Origin of the sequence: Nocardia sp. PE-7 (assembly GCF_030486425.1) — a bacterium.
Classification (GTDB): domain Bacteria; phylum Actinomycetota; class Actinomycetes; order Mycobacteriales; family Mycobacteriaceae; genus Nocardia; species Nocardia salmonicida_A.
Genome location: NZ_CP129614.1, coordinates 227,129 through 249,300 on the forward strand (window position 1 = coordinate 227,129; position 22,172 = coordinate 249,300).

Annotated in this window: 21 protein-coding genes and 1 pseudogene; 12 read left to right on the forward strand and 10 right to left on the reverse strand. The window is 64.8% G+C overall.

Translation table 11 applies throughout. From position 1 onward, the window contains the following. Window positions 1-272: 272 nt before the first annotated feature. The 6 genes from QX204_RS01160 to QX204_RS01185 form a co-directional block, all read right to left on the reverse strand. Window positions 273-965: a heme-binding beta-barrel domain-containing protein gene (locus QX204_RS01160; protein ID WP_301904785.1), complete on the reverse strand. Its 693-nt coding sequence runs from the start codon at window positions 963-965 to the stop codon at window positions 273-275. A 180-nt stretch (window positions 966-1,145) separates the two neighbouring features. Beyond that, window positions 1,146-1,451, reverse strand: coding sequence for a DUF1416 domain-containing protein (locus QX204_RS01165; protein ID WP_056818727.1), 306 nt, complete (start codon window positions 1,449-1,451; stop codon window positions 1,146-1,148). A gap of 5 nt (window positions 1,452-1,456) precedes the next feature. Next, complete coding sequence (locus QX204_RS01170) at window positions 1,457-2,290, reverse strand: sulfurtransferase (protein WP_056818725.1); 834 nt, start codon at window positions 2,288-2,290, stop codon at window positions 1,457-1,459. Between the two features lie 29 nt (window positions 2,291-2,319). After that, window positions 2,320-2,862, reverse strand: a complete 543-nt coding sequence (locus QX204_RS01175; protein WP_301904786.1) for a DUF4395 domain-containing protein — start codon at window positions 2,860-2,862, stop codon at window positions 2,320-2,322. Window positions 2,863-3,141: 279 nt separating this feature from the next. Next, window positions 3,142-3,576, reverse strand: coding sequence for a thioredoxin family protein (locus QX204_RS01180; protein WP_301904787.1), 435 nt, complete (start codon window positions 3,574-3,576; stop codon window positions 3,142-3,144). Beyond that, complete coding sequence (locus QX204_RS01185; protein ID WP_194825736.1) at window positions 3,573-4,421, reverse strand: LmeA family phospholipid-binding protein; 849 nt, start codon at window positions 4,419-4,421, stop codon at window positions 3,573-3,575. Before QX204_RS01185 ends, QX204_RS01180 begins: the two co-directional genes overlap by 4 nt. 200 nt (window positions 4,422-4,621) lie before the next feature. Between QX204_RS01185 and QX204_RS01190 the strand changes: the two genes are divergently transcribed. From QX204_RS01190 to QX204_RS34375, 7 genes are all read left to right on the forward strand, one after another. Next, complete coding sequence (locus tag QX204_RS01190) at window positions 4,622-5,383, forward strand: winged helix-turn-helix transcriptional regulator (RefSeq protein WP_056818720.1); 762 nt, start codon at window positions 4,622-4,624, stop codon at window positions 5,381-5,383. Between the two features lie 54 nt (window positions 5,384-5,437). After that, a complete protein-coding gene (gene mshD, locus QX204_RS01195; protein ID WP_301904788.1) occupies window positions 5,438-6,346 on the forward strand; it encodes a mycothiol synthase in 909 nt (302 codons plus the stop codon). Window positions 6,347-6,643: 297 nt separating this feature from the next. After that, window positions 6,644-7,759, forward strand: coding sequence for a phosphate ABC transporter substrate-binding protein PstS (gene pstS / locus QX204_RS01200; RefSeq protein WP_301904789.1), 1,116 nt, complete (start codon window positions 6,644-6,646; stop codon window positions 7,757-7,759). A 91-nt stretch (window positions 7,760-7,850) separates the two neighbouring features. After that, entirely contained in the window at window positions 7,851-8,828 is a 978-nt protein-coding gene (pstC, locus tag QX204_RS01205) for a phosphate ABC transporter permease subunit PstC (RefSeq protein ID WP_301904790.1), read from the forward strand. Further along, window positions 8,828-9,730, forward strand: a complete 903-nt coding sequence (gene pstA, locus QX204_RS01210) for a phosphate ABC transporter permease PstA (protein ID WP_301904791.1) — start codon at window positions 8,828-8,830, stop codon at window positions 9,728-9,730. The genes pstC and pstA overlap by 1 nt, the downstream gene beginning before the upstream one ends. A 19-nt stretch (window positions 9,731-9,749) precedes the next feature. Then, on the forward strand, window positions 9,750-10,526 hold the full coding sequence (pstB, locus tag QX204_RS01215; RefSeq protein WP_056818713.1) for a phosphate ABC transporter ATP-binding protein PstB: 777 nt from the start codon (window positions 9,750-9,752) through the stop codon (window positions 10,524-10,526). A gap of 422 nt (window positions 10,527-10,948) precedes the next feature. Next, entirely contained in the window at window positions 10,949-11,170 is a 222-nt protein-coding gene (locus QX204_RS34375; RefSeq protein WP_367620211.1) for a helix-turn-helix transcriptional regulator, read from the forward strand. Window positions 11,171-12,359: 1,189 nt separating this feature from the next. Here QX204_RS34375 and QX204_RS01220 read toward each other — a convergent pair. Beyond that, window positions 12,360-13,193 (reverse strand): YbaB/EbfC family nucleoid-associated protein, encoded by an 834-nt coding sequence (locus QX204_RS01220; RefSeq protein WP_301904792.1) that lies wholly within the window; start codon window positions 13,191-13,193, stop codon window positions 12,360-12,362. Between the two features lie 315 nt (window positions 13,194-13,508). On the opposite strand from QX204_RS01220, the gene QX204_RS01225 reads away from it, so the two are divergent. The 5 genes and pseudogenes from QX204_RS01225 to QX204_RS01245 all read left to right on the forward strand — a co-directional run bounded on the left by QX204_RS01225 (window position 13,509) and on the right by QX204_RS01245 (window position 17,254). Further along, complete coding sequence (locus QX204_RS01225) at window positions 13,509-13,865, forward strand: hypothetical protein (protein ID WP_301904793.1); 357 nt, start codon at window positions 13,509-13,511, stop codon at window positions 13,863-13,865. Beyond that, window positions 13,865-14,470, forward strand: a complete 606-nt coding sequence (locus QX204_RS01230) for a hypothetical protein (RefSeq protein WP_301904794.1) — start codon at window positions 13,865-13,867, stop codon at window positions 14,468-14,470. Before QX204_RS01225 ends, QX204_RS01230 begins: the two co-directional genes overlap by 1 nt. Further along, window positions 14,460-15,434, forward strand: a complete 975-nt coding sequence (locus QX204_RS01235) for a hypothetical protein (RefSeq protein WP_301904795.1) — start codon at window positions 14,460-14,462, stop codon at window positions 15,432-15,434. The genes QX204_RS01230 and QX204_RS01235 overlap by 11 nt, the downstream gene beginning before the upstream one ends. After that, on the forward strand, window positions 15,431-15,682 hold the full coding sequence (locus QX204_RS01240) for a hypothetical protein (protein WP_301904796.1): 252 nt from the start codon (window positions 15,431-15,433) through the stop codon (window positions 15,680-15,682). Before QX204_RS01235 ends, QX204_RS01240 begins: the two co-directional genes overlap by 4 nt. A gap of 405 nt (window positions 15,683-16,087) precedes the next feature. Continuing rightward, a pseudogene (locus tag QX204_RS01245) lies at window positions 16,088-17,254 on the forward strand (IS3 family transposase). A 111-nt stretch (window positions 17,255-17,365) separates the two neighbouring features. Here QX204_RS01245 and phoU read toward each other — a convergent pair. The 3 genes from phoU to dusB form a co-directional block, all read right to left on the reverse strand. After that, window positions 17,366-18,031, reverse strand: coding sequence for a phosphate signaling complex protein PhoU (gene phoU / locus QX204_RS01250; protein WP_301904797.1), 666 nt, complete (start codon window positions 18,029-18,031; stop codon window positions 17,366-17,368). A gap of 462 nt (window positions 18,032-18,493) precedes the next feature. Continuing rightward, window positions 18,494-20,443: an LCP family protein gene (locus tag QX204_RS01255; protein WP_367620150.1), complete on the reverse strand. Its 1,950-nt coding sequence runs from the start codon at window positions 20,441-20,443 to the stop codon at window positions 18,494-18,496. Between the two features lie 371 nt (window positions 20,444-20,814). Further along, on the reverse strand, window positions 20,815-21,888 hold the full coding sequence (gene dusB, locus QX204_RS01260) for a tRNA dihydrouridine synthase DusB (protein ID WP_301908221.1): 1,074 nt from the start codon (window positions 21,886-21,888) through the stop codon (window positions 20,815-20,817). Between the last annotated feature and the right edge of the window lie 284 nt (window positions 21,889-22,172).

Here is a 22,172-nt window from a genome sequence, read left to right on the forward strand (position 1 = left end):
CTAGATTCATCAGTACACAAGAGAGGAGGTGGTCTGAAGAATGTATGTTCATCGGATGCGTGAGGTGGCTGCCCGCTAGCAGCTCCACTGCGGGAGATTCCCCAGCGGTGCGCTGAGCGAATCCCAGGCAGTCACCCGACCCCCGAGCCCCCGGACGATCCAACCGGGACCATCGCGTTCATCGAACGCAGTGGAAAGGCTCGGGGGTCGCTCCATGTCAGGACGAGAACGGCCCGCCCAGAACGATCTGGACGGGCCGTTCGCGAAGAATCTCAGCCGATGTAGCGGACCAGCCGCGCCGACAGGCGGGGGACGAGCGCGCCGTCGGGGTCTACCCGTTCTTCCACGTAGGCGAGGTCGCCGTTGTCGACGATGCCGTAGAGGCGCTTCGCGCCGCCGACCACCACGCCGGAGGTGCTGCGGATGGAGACGTCGGTCGCGAGCTCCCAGGAGGCATGATTGCGGGCCTGGCCGTAGTACAGCTCGATGACGCCGTTGCTGTGGGTGAGCAGCAGCTCGAGCAGCTCGTCGGCGCCCTCGCCGCCCACTCGCCAGTAGCCGCTCTCGCGCAGGTCGGGGCCGGCGTACTCGCCCTCGGCGTCGAGTTTCCAGGTCTGTGATTCCCAGGCCAGGTAGTCGCCGCCGTCGTGGGACACGATGATCTGCTGGCCGAAGCGGTAGTCGCCCTCGGCGGGGTGGTTGCCCTCGCCCTCGCCGCGCCACACGCCGACCAGCGGCAGCAGGGCGAGCATGGCGTGGTTCAGGTCGGGGCCGAGGCGCAGGTTGGCCGTGTCCTCGGGCAGGGGAAGACCAGGCAGCACCGAAATGTTGCGGGCGCCGGTCTCTTTGGCCCGTTCCGCCGCGACATTCACTGCCTCGTCGCCACTACGACGCTCGGCCGGAGCGCCTTGCTCGTTGCTCGCTCGCTCGGCCGGTTCGTTACCTTCGCCAGCGAGCCCGCTCATGACTCGGTGAAGAGGCGGTAGAGGACGTAAAGGCCGAACCAGCCGATGAGAATCGACACGGCAACAAGGAGTACCTCGAAGAAGATGACCACAATCGGAGTCTAGCTACTCCCGGCAACGGATACGAAAACGGCCCTGGTAGTTCCCGCACAGGAACTACCAGGGCCGTTGTGAGCTTTCTTACTTCGCGACCGCGACATCCACAGCGTGGATGCCCGCGCCCTCGGGGCTGATCTCGGCGGAGCCGTTGCCCGACGAGGACAGCGCGCGCAGGGTCCACGAACCCGGCGCGGCGAAGAAGCGGAAATCACCGGTGCCCGAGGCCACGACCTCGGCGGTGAAGTCACCGTTGCCGTCGAGCAGACGCACGAACGCGCCGCCGACGGGCTGGCCGTCGGTGCTCAGGACACGGCCGGTGATGACCGTTTCCTTCTCCACATCGACGCCGGCCGGGATGGCCTGACCCTGGGTAGGTGCTGCACACATATTGATTACGCTCCCAACTCGATAGGCGCTCCGACGAGGGAACCGTATTCGGTCCAGCTGCCGTCGTAGTTCTTGACGTTCTGGTGGCCGAGCAGCTCCTGCAGCACGAACCAGGTGTGCGAGGAACGCTCGCCGATGCGGCAGTAGGCGATGGTTTCCTTCTCGCCGTCCAGGCCCGCGTCCTTGTACAGCTCGGCCAGGTCGGCGTCGCTGCGGAAAGTGCCGTCCTCGTTCGCGGCCTTGCTCCACGGCACGTTGATCGCGCCCGGGATGTGGCCGGGACGCTGGCTCTGCTCCTGCGGCAGGTGCGCGGGGGCGAGGATCTTGCCCGAGAACTCGTCGGGGCTGCGCACGTCGACCAGGTTCTTGGTGCCGATGGCCGCGATGACCTCGTCACGGAACGCGCGGATGCTCAGGTCGGGAGCGGCGGCCTTGTACTGGGTGGCCGGGCGCGAGACCGCGTCACGCGAGAGCGGACGACCGTCGAGCTCCCACTTCTTACGACCGCCGTCGAGCAGCTTGACGTCGTTGTGGCCGTAGAGCTTGAAGTACCAGTAGGCGTAGGCCGCGAACCAGTTGTTGTTGCCGCCGTAGAGCACCACGGTGTCATCGTTGCCGATGCCACGCGCCGAGAGCAGGTCGGAGAACTGCTCCTGGTTCACGAAGTCGCGACGGACCTGATCCTGCAGGTCGGTCTTCCAGTCAAGGCGGATGGCGCCTTCGATGTGGCCACCCTCGTAGGCGGAGGTGTCCTCGTCGACCTCGACGAAGACGACGCCGGGGGCGTTGAGGTTCTCTTCGGCCCAGTCAACGGAGACCAGGACATCGGAGCGAGCCATGTTGTTCCTTTCAGAGACGTGCAAGGGGGTCAGTTCGGTGCCGGAGCGGCGGAGTTGGCATCAGGCCCGGAGGAGGCAGCCTGCGTAACCACGGAGGGGCGGCCAGTTCCGCCAATGTGTGGAGCTGACCGGCGGAAGCGAGCTACCAGCGGATAGATCTGGCAGCCCAGGCAGACCCCGAACGCCGCGTTCAAGAACGCCGCGAACAGGGCGAAGCCGGCGAACACCGCGCCGACGATCGAGGAGCCGAGCGCGAAGCCCAGCAGGGAGAGACCGGCGAACACGAAGCCGAGCGCTTGCGCGAAACGCAGCGGCGGCACGGGCTCGGTCTCGGTGGGCGGACCGTTGCGCGGCGCGACGAGCGCGGCGTAGATCCGGCCGTAAGGGTGCTTGGCGGGGCCCGCGATCGCGCCGATCGCGAACACGACGGCCTGCAGGCCGATCAGGATCGCGGCGGCGACGGCCGAGAAGGCGCTGACGAGGAGCACCAGGACGAGGACGCCGGTGGTGATCCAGGCCACGAAACGCGGCCCTCGGACGTCTACGCGAGGTGAGGGATCAGAATCGGTCATTGTGCGAACTCCTGCGCTTCAGATGAGCACTTCCAGGGGGATCTACCTGTTCGCCGGGGGATCCATGAGGATCACTCGCGCGGCGGGCATAGATCGACGTCAGAAATCTCGGGAGAGAACGAGCCGATCGTTCAGCAGCACAGGCAGCAACAACCACCGAGGCGACACAGGTCAACTGTGCGGCGTCGGGTGAGCATCAGCTCGTGGTCGGTTTGCACGAGAAGTAGTTTACCCGGTCTCCCCGGAGAATGTCTCGGCCCCCCTGGATATGGGGCTTGATCACACAGTCAGAGGCTCGAGGGCGGTACGCAGGTCGCCCGCCTTCGGGACGCCGGAGATGCGGAAGCGTTCCTTGCCCTCGGCGTCGAAGACGAAAGTCGTCGGCAGGGACAGGACATTGAGCTCGCGGGCCAGTGCGGGATCGGCGTCGATATCGATCTCGATGTCGCGCGGGGCATTCGGGGACTCCGCCAGCTCGGCGGTGACGCCGGCCACGACCCGGCGGACCGCGTCACACGGGCCGCACCAGTCGGCGGAGAAGTGCAGCACCGCGGGGGCCTCGCCGGTCACACCGGCGGCGTCTAGCAGCAGTGCGCGCTGTGGGGTCTCGGGGTCGAGGGCGGCGGGACGAACCTGCCCCTGCTTACGCGACAGCACGAAGCCGACCGCGACGGCGGCCGCGATGACGACGGCCAGGATGACGATCTCGATCATGGTTGCTGCAATCGGTCCAGGTCGATGGTGACGTTGCGGCCGACACCCTCGACGACGATCTGGCCGCCGAGCGCCGACACCTCGGTCGGTGCGACACCGAACGGCAACTCCTTGATATCGATCGTACGGCTGAACCGAGCGAGGACAGCGGCGTGATCGGTCTCGGGGATCTTGGAATCGGTGGTCACCGCGGCGGTCGTGTCGGCGGTGCTGGTGGTGTCGGTGTAGAAACCGGTCGCCTGGATGCGGACCTTGTCGCCCTCGAGCAACAGGTCGGCCTGGATCTGCACCGGCACGCGGGTGGCCGAACTGGACGGGGTGACGCCGACGGGGAGCACGCGCCCGTTCGCGGCGGTCGGCAGGGTGCCCTTCAGGACGAGGACGCCCGCGGTCGTCATGCCCGACCCGCCGGAGCCGCCGGTTCCGTCGGACTTGTCGGCCGGCGGAGTGTGGACCTGCAGGTCCGGGATGCCGAAGAGTTTGCCGAGCTCGGTGGGCTCGAACCGCATCAACGCGTCGATCCGGTCGACCTGCACCTTGCGCGCCGCGCCGTCGAGCAACTCGCTCGCGGGGGCGTGCAAGCCCTGCAGCTTGGCCTCGATGCCGACCTCGCCGGGGATGTCGGGGCGCACGCCGCGGGCGCGGATCGTCACGTCGTCGTAGCGGCCGCTCATCGCCTGCGCGGTGAACGGGAATCCGTGGAACGTCACTTCCGGGTCGGCCGACAGATCCGCGCCCGCCCGCAGTTGACGGGAGACGTGGTACTCCGAATAGGCGGCGGCGCCGAAATCGATGACCACCGCCAAACCGGCCAGGCAGAGAAGCCCGATGATCAGCTTGCGCATGATGTGACACTAGCGGCTGGCGCCGAGGGTCGCGGGCCCCGCCCGCGACCAGGGCGAGCGCGAAGGACACAAAACGGACGCCGTGTTGCGAGGTAGTGGCTGTGGAGGCGCTAATGTTGCACACGACTTAACCTGTGTTTCGGCGACGTAGCTACGCGGCTGCTGTCGTCCGCGGAGCAACGAGATAGGAGGAGAGCCCCATGGAGCTGCTCCTACTGACCTCCGACCCCAACCCCGACGCGGTCCTGCCGTCGTTGACGCTGCTGGCGCACAACGTCCGGCCCGCGCCGACCGAGGTGTCGTCCCTGCTGGAGGCGAGTAGTGCCGATGTCGCCCTGGTCGACGCGAGAACGGACCTGGCCGCCGCGCGCGGTCTGTGCCGTCTGCTCGGCAGCACCGGGTCCTCGGTTCCGGTGGTCGCGGTCCTGACCGAGGGCGGCCTGGTGGCCGTCAACGCGGACTGGGGCCTGGACGACATCCTGCTGCCCGGCACCGGCCCCGCCGAGCTCGATGCGCGCCTGCGGCTGCTGGTCGGACGCAACGGTGGGGTCGCCAGCCCGGAGAACACCGGCAAGATCACCCTGGGTGAGCTGGTGATCGACGAGGGCACCTACACCGCCCGGCTGCGTGGTCGCCCGCTCGACCTCACCTACAAGGAATTCGAGCTGCTCAAGTACCTCGCTCAGCACGCGGGCCGGGTGTTCACCCGTGCCCAACTGCTGCAAGAGGTCTGGGGCTACGACTTCTTCGGTGGCACCCGCACCGTCGACGTGCACGTGCGACGCCTGCGCGCCAAGCTCGGCACCGAGTACGAGTCGCTGATCGGCACCGTGCGCAACGTCGGCTACAAGGCTGTGCGCCCGGCTCGGACAGCCGCCGCCAAGGGCGAGGTGGTGACCTTCGTCGACGAGGACATCGACGGCGACGACTCCTTCGCACCGGTGAACGGCTCCGCGCAGTAGCGCTCGTCGGCGCGGCGCAATACGGTGACCGTGCCACGCTTCGAGGAGGACGCGATGTCGGACACAGCAACCCTGACCTGGACCGATCAGGTCGACCCCGACACCGTGAGCGCGGTGCGCGCACTGCTCGAACGCGCGGCTGACGTCGACGGCGTGGCCCCGGTCTCCGAGCAGGCGGTGCTCTCTCTCGCCGAAGTCGACCCCTCGACCAGGCATTTGCTCGCGGTCCGCGCCGGTGAGCTGGTGGGCTACGCGAATCTTGTTGCGGCACATGACGAACACCCCGCGATGGCCGAGGTGGCCGTCGACCCGGCCGCGCGTGGCGCAGGCATCGGCGCGGATCTGGTGCGTGCCGCGCTGGCCGAAGGCGGCGCGGGCGCGAGGGTGTGGGCGCACGGCGACCTGCCCGCGGCCAAGGCGCTGGCGACCGGCCTCGGACTGGTCACCGCCCGTGAGCTGTGGCAGATGCGCCGATCCTTGGCTACCCCGGAGCTACCCGACCTCGAGGTCCCCGAAGACCTCATCCTGCGGACCTACGCGGGCCCGGCCGACGACCTCGAAATCCTGCGGGTGAACAACGCGGCGTTCGCCTGGCATCCCGAACAGGGCGGCTGGACCGAGCGCGAGATCGCCGCTCGGCGCGCGGAATCCTGGTTCGAACCGTCCGGTCTCTTTCTGGCTTTCGACGCCGCCGATCCGAGCCGGCTGCTCGGTTTCCACTGGACCAAACAGCACCCCGACGCCGCCCCCGCCGGTGAGGTGTACGTGGTCGGGGTCGACCCGTCCGCGCAAGGGCGTGGCCTCGGCCGACTGCTGACCCTGGCCGGTCTGCGGTACCTGCGCGCGACCGGATCCTCGGACGTCCTGCTCTACACCGAAGCCGACAACACCGCCGCGGTGCACACCTACACCAAGCTCGGCTTCGCACCCGCCCATATCGACGTCGCGTACGCGCTGCCCTGATGCGATCCACCTCACACGCGAGGTGAATTCTGGTGCGCGAGGAGAATATTGCGCGGATGACCGGGTACGTGCGAGTAAAACTGGGGCTAACGTCACATTCGCCGCATTGATCGCGCCGGGCTGTTCATTTTCCGTTAACCCACGTCGGGCCCACTGTCAACCGGGCGACCTTAGGTTACTTCTGGGCGGCACAGTCGTCGCCTGGTGCGCGCATTCCTTCGGGGATCGCCCGCACCACCCAGCCTCGCTCGGGCCGGTGAGGGACCGAGCGAGACACCCAGCATTGTCGGAGGAAAAGTGAACTTCAAGCGCACCAGTGCCCTGGTCGGCGTCTTCGCCGTGGGCGCCATGACCCTGGCCGCCTGTGGCAGTGATGACAACAGCACCGGTGGCGACACCAGCAACGCCGCCAACACCAGCGTTGCCTGTGGTGGCAAGAAGGCGCTCAAGGCGTCGGGCGCTTCCTCGCAGAAGAACGCCATGGAGCGCTTCGTCGCGGCCTACGAGAACAACTGCGACGGCTTCACCCTGAACTACACCTCGAGCGGCTCGGGCGCCGGCGTCAACGAGTTCATCGGTGGCCAGACCGATTTCGGCGGCTCCGACTCCGCGCTGAGCTCCAAGAAGGAAGAGCCGGCCAAGGCCGCGGAGCGTTGTGGCGCCCCCGCGTGGAACCTGCCGACCGTCTTCGGCCCGATCGCGGTGACCTACAACGTCGACGGCGTCACCGACCTGGTGCTCGACGGCCCGACCGCCGCCAAGGTGTTCAACGGATCCGTCGCCACCTGGGATGCCCCCGAGATCAAGGCGCTCAACCCGAACGCCAAGCTCCCGGCCGAGAAGATCGCCGTGATCTTCCGCTCCGACGAGTCGGGCACCACCGACAACTTCCAGCTCTACCTCGACGCGGCCTCGGACGGCGCGTGGGGCAAGGGCGGCGGCAAGTCCTTCAACGGTGGCGTCGGTGAAGGCGCCAAGGGCAACGAGGGCACCTCGGCCGCCATCAAGAGCACGAAGAACTCGATCACCTACAACGAGTGGTCTTTCGCCAAGGCGCAGAACCTGTCCATCGCGCAGATCATCACCTCCGCGAGCAAGGACCCAGTCAAGCTGTCGGCCGAGTCGGCCGCCAAGGCCATCGACGGCGTGAAGGTCAAGGGTGAGGGCAACGACCTGGTCCTCGACACCAGCTCGTTCTACAAGCCGACCGTCGCGGGCTCGTACCCGATCGTCATGGCCACCTACGAGGTCGTGTGCTCCAAGTACGCCGACGCCGACACCAGCAAGGCCGTCAAGGCCTTCCTGACCTCGGCGGTCACCAACGGCCAGAACGGTCTGACCGAGGCGGGCTACGTGCCGCTGCCCGACGCGTTCAAGACCAAGCTGACCACCGCGATCAACGCCATTTCCTGATCGCGTCCTGGCCATGACCATGCACCCTGAGGTGACCGCAGTGGGCCCGTCGAACTCGACGAGCCCACGGGCGGCCGGAGATACTGCGAATATGCCGACCGAACCGAAAATCGACAAGGCCCCTGACGGGGGTCGTACCGGCCGCCTGAACGCCGAGACGATCTTCCGGTGGACGGCCACCGCGGCCGGCGCGACGATCGTCGCGGCCATCGCGTTGATCGCGCTGTTCCTGCTGATCCGCGCGGTCCCCTCGATCAGGGCTGACGAGGTCAACTTCTTCACCAGTACCGAATTCTCGACCGGTGACGCGAACAACCTGCGCTTCGGTATCCGCGACCTGTTCATGGTCACGGTGCTGAGCTCGGTGTTCGCGCTCGTCGTCGCGGTGCCGATCGGTGTCGGTATCGCGCTGTTCCTGACGCATTACGCGCCGTCGCGGCTGGGTAAGCCGCTCACGATGCTGGTCGACCTGCTCGCTGCGGTGCCGTCCATCGTGTTCGGTCTGTGGGGCTTCCTGGTGCTGGCACCCAAGATTGTGCCGGTCCAGGAATTCCTGAACGAGAACCTCGGCTGGTTCTTCCTGTTCTCCCACACCGAAGGCGGAATCTCGATCAGCGGGGGCGGCACGATTTTCACCGCCGGCGTAGTGCTCGCTGTCATGATCCTGCCGATCATCACCTCGGTGTCGCGCGAGGTTTTCTCGCTGACTCCGCGTGCCCACATCGAGGCAGCGCAGGCGCTCGGCGCGACCAAGTGGGAAGTCGTGCGAATGACTGTCCTGCCGTACGGCCGCAGCGGTGTGATCGCCGGTTCCATGCTCGGCCTCGGTCGCGCGCTCGGTGAGACGATCGCCGTGCTCGTCGTGCTGCGGACGGCGTCGGTGCCCGGCACCTGGTCGCTGTTCGACGGCGGCTACACCTTCGCCTCCAAGATCGCCTCGGCTGCGTCGGAATTCAGCTCGCCGCTGCCGACCGGCGCCTATATCGCCGCGGGTTTCGTTCTCTTCGCGCTGACCTTCGTCGTCAACGCACTGGCCCGCCTGGCCTCCGGTGGAAAGGTGAACGGCTGATGACCACAACTTCGCTCGACAAGCCGGTAAAGGCTCGGACCTTTCGTGAGGTCAGCACCAGCAGGCGGATCAAGAACAACGTCGCCACCGGCCTGGTCACGCTCTGCTTCGTCATCGCGCTGATCCCCCTGGTGTGGGTGCTCGGACTCGTTGTCACCAAGGGCATCACCGCGGTCGCGTCCGCTGACTGGTGGATGAACTCGCAGAAGGGCATCCTGCCGGATCAGACCGGCGGCGGCGTCTACCACGCGATATACGGCACGATCGTGCAGTCGCTGGTCGCCTCGATCATCGCGGTGCCGCTGGGCATCATGGGCGCGGTCTACCTGGTCGAATACGGTCGCGGTCGACTCGCCAAGGTCACCACGTTCATGGTCGACATCCTGGCCGGTGTGCCCTCGATCGTCGCCGCGCTGTTCATCTTCGCGCTCTGGATCGCCACCTTCGGCATGCCGCAGAGCTCCTTCGCCGTCTCGCTGGCGCTAGTGCTACTGATGCTGCCGGTGGTGGTGCGCAGCACCGAGGAAATGCTGAAGCTGGTGCCCGACGAGCTGCGTGAGGCTTCCTACGCACTCGGTGTGCCGAAGTGGAAGACCATCCTGCGGATTGTCATCCCCACTGCGGCGCCCGGCATGATCTCCGGCATCCTGCTCTCCGTGGCCCGCGTCATGGGAGAGACGGCCCCGGTGCTCGTGCTGGTCGGCTACAGCAAGTCGATCAACCAGAACATCTTCGACGGCAACATGGCCTCGCTGCCGCTGTTGATCTACCAAGAGCTGGCCAACCCGGAGGCTGCCGGCCGCGAACGTGTCTGGGGTGCGGCGTTCACGCTGATCCTCATGATCGCACTGCTGTACCTGGCTGCCGCCGGCGTCAACAAGCTGCTCACCCGGAACCGATAGAAGCGAACGGAATACTCAGATGGCCAAGCGGATCGACGTCAAAGATCTCAACATCTATTACGGCAGCTTCCACGCCGTGGCGAATGTGGAACTGACGGTGCTGCCGCGCAGCGTCACCGCCTTCATCGGTCCCTCCGGCTGTGGCAAGTCCACCGTGCTGCGCTCGCTCAACCGCATGCACGAGGTGACCCCCAACGCCCGCGTCGAAGGCGCCGTGCTGCTCGACGGCGAGGACATCTACAGCTCCTCGATTGACCCGGTCGGCGTGCGTCGCACCATCGGCATGGTGTTCCAGCGCCCGAACCCGTTCCCCACCATGTCGATTCGCGACAACGTGGTGGCCGGGCTGAAGCTGCAGGGTGTGCGCAACAAGAAGGAACTCGACGAGGTCGCCGAGCGCTCGCTCAAGGGCGCCAACCTCTGGAACGAGGTCAAGGACCGGCTCGACAAGCCCGGTGGCAGCCTCTCCGGTGGTCAGCAGCAGCGTCTGTGCATCGCCCGCGCCATCGCGGTCTCGCCCGACGTCCTGCTGATGGACGAGCCGTGTTCGGCGCTGGACCCGATCTCCACCCTGGCGATCGAGGACCTGATCACCGAGCTCAAGAAAGAGTTCACGATCGTCATCGTCACCCACAACATGCAGCAGGCCGCGCGGGTGAGCGACCAGACCGGTTTCTTCAACCTCGAGGCCCAGGGCAAGCCCGGCCGCCTGATCGAGATCGACGACACCGAGAAGATCTTCTCCAACCCCACCCAGCGCGCCACGGAGGACTACATCTCCGGCCGCTTCGGTTAAATCACACCGGGAAGCCCCCGCACTCCTTCTGAAAGGGAGTGCGGGGGCTTTTCTCGTTGATGGAGGAACAGGACAGCAATTGCGGTAAAGCGCAGCTACTGCAACGGCCGCCTCTAGTAGGCAGGTGAATTCGCGCACCTAGACGCCTCGGACTCGGGCATCCATACCTTTTCGTTGAATAGATTGCAATGTGACAACGGTCATGATGTTTAATCATCTTGCGACGGAACCGAAGACGCTCTTGAGCCGTCTAATTTGATTGTAAGGCAACGGAAGTCAGTCGATCGAGTTGGTCTGGAGAATCGCTACTGGACAGGCGGGGCCCGGCGATTCGTAAGGCTCAGGCGCTGAGCTGTGTCGCTACGACGCAGTATGCGGCTAGTGGTGAGGAGGGCAAGATGGAGTTAATTGCGAGCGCGCTTATGGAGTACCGCTTGCGCGCTAATCTGAGTCAAGAGGAGTTGGCGGACAAGGCGCAGTTGAGTGTGCGTGCATTGCGGAACATCGAACGCGGATGCACCAGATATCCGCACATTAAATCCGTTAGGCGGCTCACCAGTGCGCTGCAATTGACGGACGAGGAAGGGGAAGTTCTGCTGCGGATGGTAGATCGGCCTCTATCATGCCGACGGCAGCGGGGCTGATTTCCCATGCGTGCGTACAGCCTTGTCGGTTCAGATATTATGTGTACAACGCTGCTATTGCTTCGGAATGCTGACCTTGCTGGTGCTCGACCGGCAGATCTGCACACCGCTCGATCGTGTGGCGAATAAACTTCCGCTCTTTCTGCCGATGATACTTCCTGTTGAGTAAGCCTGTGGTCGGGTTATGTTTTTCATGCCCAATGAAGACAAATTATGGAGGTCGGAAATGAAGAACTTTCGCGCATTCTCTGCGGCTGGTCTGGCTATTGCGTCGATGACGGCTGGGGTGCTCTTGGGGGCGGGTAGTGCGTCTGCGAGCCCGGTGGTCAGTCAGAGCTATGGGCCGTGCACGTGGAGCGCCGATGTCGTATCCATCGGGGGAGTTCCGATGGATGGCTACGCTTACAACTGGCTGGTAAAGACCGGCCGAAACGACAACTCTGGTGCAGCGTGCAGTTTTGAGGCCAGGTCCGAATTCAAGATGAAGGGGAGTGGTGAGGTAAAGACGGTTGCCTTCGGTAGCAGCCAGCTTGCCCAGGACGTGATGTTTTCTGAGGGCGGCGCTCGTCCCCTGAATATAAGCCTCCGTGTGTGCGAGAACGGCGTCGGGTGCTCCGATTGGGCGACTCAGCACAGTGCCTGGGGTTACGACCACTAACAGCGGCTGGGTAGCGATGCTATCGCCTGCAGTCTGAATTCCGGCCCGTCCGTAGGCTCGCGAATAAATTCTGCGAGCCCACGGATGGCCACGGTCAGCATGCTGAAGATGCACGCGCTTTCTCCGCTGATCTTGAAATACGGCCCTGACCGAAACCGAATTCCTCCGGCGCCAGCGATAGGTGACCGCGCAATGTCAAGGATTGTCTGACCTGCAATTGCCTGCGCCGGTCTGCGAGAGGCGTACGGGGCCGAGGTCGGTTGGATTTGGGACCGGGTTGAGCGGCTTCGCTGGAGCGCGCAAAGCTCAGCTGATCGTGCCCAGAAGGAGCAGGCCTCATTGGAAACATGGACCGTACGGTAGAGAAGGCGTGGGCCGATGGCACAGGCAGACGCGCACGCGCTACTGGCCGGTGTGAGCACTCGGGTCGGTAGCGACGTCACGGATCTGGCCGCTCGTGAGTGGTCAGTCGCTGTTGACGGCCTATCTCGTCGAAGTAGCCGTTGACCGACTACTCGGATCTAGAGGCCCTCAGTTGTCCCAGGAGTAGCGGTACTCCAGATCGTCGTATCCGGGATAGTCGTATTTCGGGTAGTCATTATTAGGCGGCAATGCTGGGTCGGGCAACAAGGTCGTGTCGTGCCAGGGCGGACCGATTGGTTGTGGCACCGGTCGATCGGAGGCATCGAGATCTGACGTCGAGGACGTCGGACGGGGCGACGGGACTCTTCTCGGCAACGGTGGACTCGCAATGACGGTCGCGTAGGGGTTGTCTTCACCGGGCCCTATCAGGTCGTAGATGCCGCCATCGCCAGGAGGCTCATGCGGCCGGATCACATGCGCCATCCGACCTTCTGAATCTCCCCTGCGTGCAACGGCAACCGGCGGTACGTCGTGGATTTGATCTCGCGAATCGGGGCTGGGATCCGGCGGCTCAGGCGCCTCGTTCGGAAGGGGATCTGTTGCCAGCGGTGGGTTCTCCTCTCGCGGCTGTTCGTCGGCCGGTGACGAGGGCTCCGGCGAAGCCGGTGGCTGGGCGTCCGGCTCGATGTCCGGGCTGTCGAGATCGTTGCCTATCGGCTCGGATTCATCTTCCGCCGCGGTTTCAGCCTGCAAGTCTTCGACTGTTGCACGCATGACGTCGCTGGCTTCGGCGTGTGCGAGTCTGTGTAAGCCGATAATCAGTTCCACCAGCAGTTTTGGATCCAAGCGCAGGCCGACCTCGCTGAGCTGAATATCGTGCAGCGACCCATTGGCGCCCACCTCGACAGTGACCGATTGATCGCTGGAAGAGGCAGTTCCCCGAATCCGCAGCAAGGCTTCTTGCAAACGCTCGATACGGGCGTGCTCGGCGGCTTCCTCCATGACGAACCTCACTCCAGTTTCGGCGAAAGCCGAGCGAACTCTCCTGCACGGCAGTCGACATGACGCTTGTGGCGAGGAAGCAGGCTGTCATGCACGACACGATCGTCCATCGAGTGCCACACCCGGCTCTGAACTCGCTGCCACCCCCGTTCGTCGGCGGCCGGTTCCGAAGATTATTCGGAATCGAGGGAACCACTTCCGAGTCTGCCGCGTCATACCTAGTGACACAACAGATCTCGGGGGACAACGTCATGAGTACCACCAGGAAGTCGGTCTCAGCCGTCACGGGGCGCGCGCCCAGCCTGCTCTCGGAGGATGCGTGCGACCGATCGAACCGAACAGCTGCGCGGTAAGGGGATTGTCATGGAGATGAACAGTGAAGGTGTCCATCTGCTGGCGGGGGGCCAGAATGCGTCCAGCCAGCTGCTGTGGACAAGCGCAGGGCGTTTGACCAGTGCCGCCGCTGAATTCGTTCCGGCGCAGGCAGGCCGCGACTACCAGGATCATGGGGCGCAGATTCAGGCAGCGATGGAAGCTATCGGCGTGCGGGTGACCGGCTGGGCGGCCGCCGTCGAGCATAACGGCAGCAGCCTAGCCACAAGCGCGAACGTGATCGCTGACTCGGACGGTACAACGGCTGCCGGTATCAACTCGATCGAAGGAGCACAATAATGCAGGCGGCTCAGGGCGGCAGCGATGTCGACCGGATCCTGGCTCAGGGACTCGACAAACTGGATACCCTTGGACAGTTCATGTCTCTGTATCAGGACTGGACCGGAAAGTATCCGAACGAGACCAGTCCGAGCACGCTGATCGATAGCTATCAGCAACAGCAGGGTATGAGCGTGGAAGCGCTTCGCACCTATGCGACCGCCCTGGGCAACGAGCTGACGGCGACGTTGAATGACCTTGCCGTGGATCAGCAGTCACAGGTCACCCAGTTGGACTCGGTCTGGAACGAATCGACGGGATCGTCAGCAGCGGCGCAGGCGCAGTCGCAGCTGGGCGTCGGTCTATCTGCTGACACCGAGTCGCTTTCCCTCACCGCGAACACCGTCACCGTGGCGGCCGACACCCTCGAGCGTATGGTTTCGCAGAAGGCCTCCGCGATCGAGCAAAGCCTCAGCGACAACGTCGCCGGCCTATCGTTTCAGCAGGTCAGCCAACTGGTGGAGTACGCCAAGAACGGTTTCGGCGGATCGACCTCCGAAGAGGCAGCAGCGAAGCTACGCGCGATCCTTCCTGAATACCCGGGCGGTGGTTCCGATGTCGCTTGATCCTCAGCAGTACGCGACTCAATGGCTCAACACGGTGTTCAAACCCGATGTCGAGAACAAGGTTCAACTCGTCTCAGGTTTGAATACAGCAACCGACAGTGCCGTGTCGGGGTCATTGCAGACGGTCGCGAGCCAGATGAATAGTGCGGCTGGTACTGGTGCCGCGACCCAGCCGTCGGCGAACCAGCAGTCGACGACCCAGCAGTCGACGACTCAGCCGTCGGCAAACCAGCAGTCGACGACCCAGCAGTCGGCAAACCAGCAGTCGGCAAACCAGAATAGTTCTGGCGGAACTAAAGACATGGGCACGGCTGGCGTGTGGCGGCCAGGAGACATCGCAAACGTAATTGATTCGGCTAGCAAAATCACCGGCAACATTCCTGACCTGATCAAGGCTATCGGCTCATTGGATGATGATGTCGACGACATCATCAAGGCCGGAGGCGAGGCCATCAAGTCGGGCGGCCAAGGCATCGCGACGGTGCTCGACTCCGTCGACAAAATGGACGACCAGACGACCGCCGGTGCCGCTGCTGCCGACGGCGGCGGTGGAAAGCCGTCTGGTGGTGATACCCCGTCTGGTGGTGGCACTCCGTCTGGTGGTGATACCCCGTCTGGTGGTGGCACTCCGTCTGGTGGTGGCACTCCGTCTGGTGGTGGCACTCCGTCTGGTGGTGGCACTCCGTCTGGTGGTGGCACTCCGTCTGGTGGTGGCACTCCGTCTGGTGGTGGCACTCCGTCTGGTGGTGGCACTCCGTCTGGTGGTGGCACTCCGTCTGGTGGTGGCACTCCGTCTGGTGGTGGCACTCCGGCCACTGCTCCGGCGAGCAGTTCCCAGCCATCCTCACTCATGGGGCTACCACCGGTCCGCCCGCAATCCGAGAGCGAGGGCGAACACCGCCGAGACCTGCGCTTCACGACCCCCATTTCGGCTACGAGCGAGCAACAGGAGGTCCAGTCATGAATCCGATTGCCCGGCTGGAAGCTATCGCCGACCAGCACGCATCAGCCGTGAAACGTATTCAGGATCGATTCGAACAAATCGACCAGCGTGCCAAATCGACTTCGCGTGAACTGGCTATCCAAGAGCGGCAAAGACGACGAGTCACCCATGACCGGCATCCAGAAACTCGGAAGCAGACGCCCGGCACCCTTACCCCGAGCGATCTACTCGGCCATCCTGATCTGCTTGTGTGGGCATTGAGGAAATAGCTGTTGCTTGTGGCTGTGGCACCGTTGAAGGAGTGCTGCTGAGCCGCGATTCCTCACTCGCTCACAGGTCAGCGCGATCCGGGCCGTCCGCTCAGCCGAGCGTGTGGAGTCGGCGCGCACAGCGGAGTCTCCGACCGGTGTGAGGCGTCAGACCTCCACATCTATTACGGCAGCTTCCACACCGTGGCGAATGTGAAAATGACCGTGCTGCGCCCGCTCAAACACAGGCACGAGGTAACCCCCAACACCCGTGTCGAGGGTGCCGTGCTGCTCAACGGCGAGGACATCTACATCTCGGCAATCAGGCCAGACCTGTGTACGGGAAGGTTTGCGTTGGCGGGCTGCTGCAGGGGTAGGTGACAACCAAGATGGCTTGCCGAGAGGTAAGCCTGAGAGGATGTCGCAGTGCCCAAGCCGTATCCGAAAGAGTTCCGCGACGACGTCGTGCGGGTCGCCCGCAACCGCGACGACGGCGTGACGTTGGATCAGATCGCGGCCGATTTCCGGGGTCCATCCGATGACGTTGTCGAAATGGATGCGCCAAGCCGAGGTCGACGACGGGAACAAGCCCGGGACCACTCGCAGTGAGTCGGTCGAGCTGCGGGATGCTCGCCGCCGGATACGGTTGCTCGAGCAGGAGAACGAGGTCCTGCGGCGCGCTGCGGCGTATCTGTCACAGGCTCAGATACCGGGAAAAGGCTCTACCCGCTCGTGAAAGAGCTTGCCGCCGAGGGGATCCCCGTGGCGGTGACGTGCCGGGTGCTACAGCTCGCTCGCCAGTCCTACTATCGGTGGCTGGCCGATCCGGTCTCGGCCGGCGAGGTCGCCGAGGCGTACCGGGCCAACGCGTTGTTCGATGCCCACCGCGACGACCCTGAATTCGGCTACCGATTTCTGGCCGATGAGGCCCGCGAAGTCGGTGAATCGATGGCCGAGCGGACGGCATGGCGGATCTGCTCGAGCAATCGGTGGTGGAGCGCGTTCGGCAAGCCCCGGCGCGGCAAGAACAGCAAACCTGGGCCGCCGGTCCATGATGATCTGGTACAGCGGATCTTCACCGCCGAGGGACCGAATCGTTTGTGGCTCAGCGACATCACCGAACATTGGACCGGTGAAGGGAAGCTGTATTTGTGTGCAGTCAAGGACGTGTACTCCAACCGGATCATCGGTTACTCGATCGATTCGCGGATGAAGTCCCGGCTGGCGGTGGCCGCGGTGAACAATGCCGTCGCCCGGCGAGGTGATGTCGCCGGTTGCATTCTGCACACCGACCGGGGAAGTCAGTTTCGCTCGAGGAGATTCGTCCACGCGCTCAATCGCCATCGCATGGTCGGATCCATGGGCCGTGTCGGTGCGGCCGGTGACAATGCGGCCATGGAAAGCTTCTTCAGCCTGCTGCAACGCAACGTGCTGGACCGGCAGCGCTGGGACACCCGCGATCAACTCAGGATCGCCATCGTCACCTGGATCGAACGCACCTACCACCGCCGGCGTCGACAGACCCGCCTCGGGCGGTTGACCCCGATCGAATTCGAAACCATCATGTCCCCAGCAGTCCGACAGGCTGCTTAACCGTTGTCACCCAATCCTGCAGCAGCCCCGGCCACCAAGCGATGGCTGCGGTTGGGCAGCTCGTATAAGCAAAAGGCCCGTGCGATATGCACGGGCCTTTTATATTCTTACTCAGCTGGTTTCGACGTCCTCGTCGTTAGGGAGAACGCCCGTTACCAGGAAGATGACGCGACGGCCGATCTCCACGGCGTGGTCGGCGAAGCGCTCGTAGTAGCGGCCAAGGAGGGTGACGTCGACGGCGGCGGCTACGCCGTACTTCCAGTCGCGGTCCATCAGGAGGGTGAACAGGTGGCGGTGGAGGTCGTCCATCGCTTCGTCGTCCTGGTTGAGCTGGGCGGCGCGCTCAGGGTCGCGGGTCTCGAGCACCTCTTTGGCACCAGCGCCCATGTTTACCGCGATGCGGCCCATCTCGGCGAAGTAGCCGTTGACCGACTCGGGGAGGGCGTGCGCGGGGTGGCGGCGGCGGGTCACCTTGGCGACGTGCAGCGCGAGCGCGCCCATCCGGTTGACGTCGCCCACGATCTGGATCGCGCTTACGACCTGACGCAGGTCGCCCGCGACGGGTGCCTGCAGTGCGAGCAGCGCGAAGGCCCTCTCCTCGGCCTCGGTGATCATCACCGAGATCCGATCCTGCTCACCGATGACCTGCTCGGCCAGGCTCAGGTCGGCCTGCAGCAGTGATTGGGTGGCCTGTTCCATGGCCTGGCCAGCGAGACCGGCCATCTCGCCGAGGAGGTTGGCGAGGTCGGCCATTTGCTCGTTGTAGATGACACGCATGATTGCTGACCCTAGTGGGTACCCGGACAGCTGTCACCCAACACTGGGTTAATGCCGCATGGCAGTGTCGTGGCAGGTCAGCGCCCGGACCGACTCTGATGCCCGCGAGTGCGGGCATCAGAGTCGGAATTACTCGGCTAAGTCCAGAACTGCCAACTGCCGCCACCGTCGTACTCGCAAGCGCTGGCACGTGTGCCGGTGCTACGGAATTGCTCCGCCTGGACCTCGCACTCCTGCAAGCTCGGGTACTTGTGCCAGTAGTGGCCCCAGTCCGGTTTCGCCTGAGCTGGAGCGGCCAGTAGCGCTACTGCCGCAGCCGTTGTCGTGACACAGAAGACCAATTTCTTGATCATGGAATCCCCTCCCAATCGGTGTCATCGGTCACCGATGACACGGCCGAGTGTATCCAAATAATCGACTGTAGTCACGAAAGATGTTCCGCCAGTTGAGGTTGCGCGGATGTCAGGAGCAGGTTTCGTCGGCGGCATTCATGTGCTCGAGGTCGGAGGGCAGCGCGACTGGCCCCGCGCTGTACGGTTTGCCGATTGGGACCCGAGGAAGTTGTGCGCCGACTTCGGTCGGGGGTCGGATGGTGCCGTTGAAATCAGCACCGAGGACGACCTCGATGAGGCCACCCAAATCGCTCGCTTCCTCGAGACTTGCGCCAGGCACTGAGCTCGCCACGGTGGCCGCCTCTGCTTCTTGGCCTGGTCCGAAGCGGACCTTGGAGTTGGGGGCGGTGCCGTCGGCGTAGTTGCCGGTGGTGTAGATGCTGAAGCCCTGATTGCCGAGTTTGGTGGCCGCACGGTTGGCGGCTCCGATCTGGCCTGAACCGTTGGAAACCAGCAGCGAGACCGAACTGGGCAATACGGCGTTCAGGGCGGGCGGAGTAGTCGGAGGCGGCGTCGGAGTACTGCTGACCGGTGGTGCGGTCTTCTCTCCGGGCAGGGGCTGAGCATCGATGATCGATCGGAAGATCGCCTTGATGTCGGATTCGCGGGGGATCTCGTTGCCGTAGGCGGTGGTCCCCGCTGTCGGAATTGTGATGAAGGTTACCGCGCCCGCGTTCAAGTTTTGCATGGATCGGCCGAGCAACAGCAAGTCCTGCGGTTCGACCTTGTGGACGAAGGTGTGTTCGCGGAACGCGCCGATGAAACGGTTCAGCTTGCCGAGGTCCAGCAGGACCTGGCCGGATAATGCCGTCCGCAACAGCGAGGACAGGAACTTCTGCTGCCTGGCGATGCGGTCGTAGTCGCTGCGTTCCTCACCGACCACGTGCCTTGCCCGCACATAGTTGAGTGCGGTTGACCCGTCGATGTGCTGGACTCCGGATGACTCGAGTACGGTACCGAGGACACCGTCGATAATCGGTTTGGTCGAACAGACGTCGACTCCGCCGATCTCATCGACCATGGCTTCAAATCCGGCGAAGTCTATGCCGATGAAGTGACCGATGCTGAGCCCGGTCATTTTTCTTACGACGTCGACCAAACACTTGGGGCCCCCGAGTGCGTAGACCGCGTTGAGCTTGTCTCCGTCAAAAGGGGGGAAGAACTGACCTGTGTAGCCTGGTTTGGCGTTGTCCCAGCCCTCACACTTGGGACGGCTGACGTCCAGATCCCGGGGGAACGACACCGCAACGACCCTCGAACGATCTTTGGGAATGTGCACCAGCATAACTGTGTCGGCCCTGGCGCCTTCGGCGTCGTCAGTGGAACCTGCACCGACATTGCTGTTCGCGCCTGCCCTGGTATCGGTACCGATGATCAGATAGTTCTCGTCGCCGAGTTGCAGGTTGGCGTCAAGGACGTCTTCGGTGCTGCCGTCGAGAGCTGAGACCTGCGTGAAGCTGTTGCTGGTGGCCTGTAGGTAGCTCCAGCCGCCGCCGGTGATGACGAGGGCGAGCACCGCCACGAACGTCAGCGAGACCCGGCCCGCCATTCGAGCCTGCTTGCTACGCCGACCTTCGGTGCCCGGACGACGCGGCGGTGCGGCGGAGGCGGTTTTCACGGGCCTGGCGCGCTCGGGCTCCGCGGCGGCGACCGTGGGCAGGATGTCCGTGGGCGGATCGACCGGCTCGGCGGCCACGCGCCGCGCCGGGGGAGCCTTACGTGCCTGCTCTTTCGCCTGGGCGGGTAGCGCGGTGGTCGCGGTGCGGTCGGCGGGGGATTCGGCGCGGTGTGGCGGCTTACCCGCGATGTCGTCGACGACGGGGGAGCCGTCGGTGCGGGGGGCGATGTCGGGACGTGGGGTGGGACGCGGCGCCTGCTCGCGGGCTCGACGGCCCGCGCGCGAGCCGGGCTCGGCGCTCTCGGCGGGGGGCACCCGTCTGCCGCGCCTGGTGCGTTCGCTGTCGACGCGGTTGACCAGATCGGCCACCGTCAGCGGCGCGGCGTTGTTGGCGTCGGGCACCGCGTCCGCGTGCCGGGAACGTCGAGAGCCGGTATCAGGTTGCTCGGGGGGTTCGGCCGTCGGATAGCGCTCCCAGGGGGCGCGATTTCCAGGCCGGGGCGTACGCCCGCGCCGATCGTCACCCACCAACGAACCTCACTCCTCTATCTGGCGCAGCCTGCGCGTCATCGGCCGGCTCCGATCGAACCAGAGTCGAACGATCCCGCAATGATAACGATTCCGCCACGAGTGGCCACTCCAGTGCACAGCGGAATCGCCGACGAATTGATCGAGATGGTTCGCCAGGCTCAGGAAAGCCCTGTTCGAGCGGGTGTGGACGGCCGAAACAGCGACGGCTTACGAATTGATGTCGACCCGTTATCGGCGCCTGATCAGCCGCCGCTGTGCATCACATCGGCCGCGGCCGGAACAGTGTCGTCTTCCGGGTCGTCGAGCCAGCCCTCGGGGAGCACGACCTTGGTCTGCGGCGAACCCTGCCGCCCACGCGGGCCGAGCGCGTCGGTGGGGAACGGCACGGTGGGGTCGAGCTGTCCGACCAGATCCTCGATCTGCGACAGCTTCGACACGGTGGCGAAGCTGCGCCGCAGCTGCGAGCCGACCGGGAAACCCATCAGGTACCAGGCCATGTGCTTGCGGATATCGCGCATGGCCTTGTCCTCACCGTCGTGCTCGGTGAGCAGGGTGGCGTGGCGGACCAGGATCTCCCCGACGCGGCCGAGCGTCGGCCCCTCCGGGATCGGTTCGCCGCGCAGGGCCGCGCTGAGTTCGGCGAACAGCCAGGGCCGACCGAGGCAGCCGCGGCCGACGACCACGCCGTCGCAGCCGGTCTCGTCCATCATCCGCAGCGCGTCGTCGGCGGTGAAGATGTCGCCGTTGCCGAGCACCGGGATGGAGGTGACGGTTTCCTTGAGCCGTGCGATGGCCGACCAGTCGGCCGCGCCCGAGTACAGCTGTGCGGCGGTGCGCGCGTGCAGCGCCACGGCGGCCGCGCCCTCGGCCTCGGCGATGCGGCCGGTGTCGAGGTAGGTGTGGTGGTCGTCGTCGATGCCGATGCGGAACTTGAAGGTCACCGGCACACCCGCCGGTTCGGCCGCGGCCACCATCTCGCGCACGATGTTGGCGAACAGCCTGCGCTTGTACGGCAGTGCCGAACCGCCACCGAGCTTGGTCACCTTGCGCACCGGGCAGCCGAGGTTGAGGTCGATGTGGTCGGCCCAGCCCTCGCCGACGATGATCCGCACCGCCTCGCCGAGCGTCTTGGGATCCACACCGTAGAGCTGCATCGAGCGCGGATGCTCGTCGTCGTCGAACGACATCATGTGCAGGGTCTTCTCGTTGCGCTCGACCACCGCGCGTGCGGTGATCATCTCGCACACGTAGATCGAGGTCGCGCTACCGAATTCCCGGCACAACCGGCGGAAGGCACGGTTGGTGATGCCCGCCATCGGCGCGAGCACAACCGGCGGGTCGACCGGGTAGGGCCCGATCCGCAGCGCGGTGGGCGCCTGGGGCAGCGTGGTAGTCACGCGAATGATTGTCTCATCCGCCCCGATGTGATCGATCTCGCGTCCGAACGCTTATCACCGGGTCATCGCCGCCACTGCGACCCCGCCGACACCGTTTACCTGCTACGCCGTGTCCGGAACGGTTCCGAAACCTCAGTAGCCTTACGCTGCTGGCATCGTCGCCTCCGGCGGTGCGCTGTCCCCACGTAATCGGAGAAGACGCT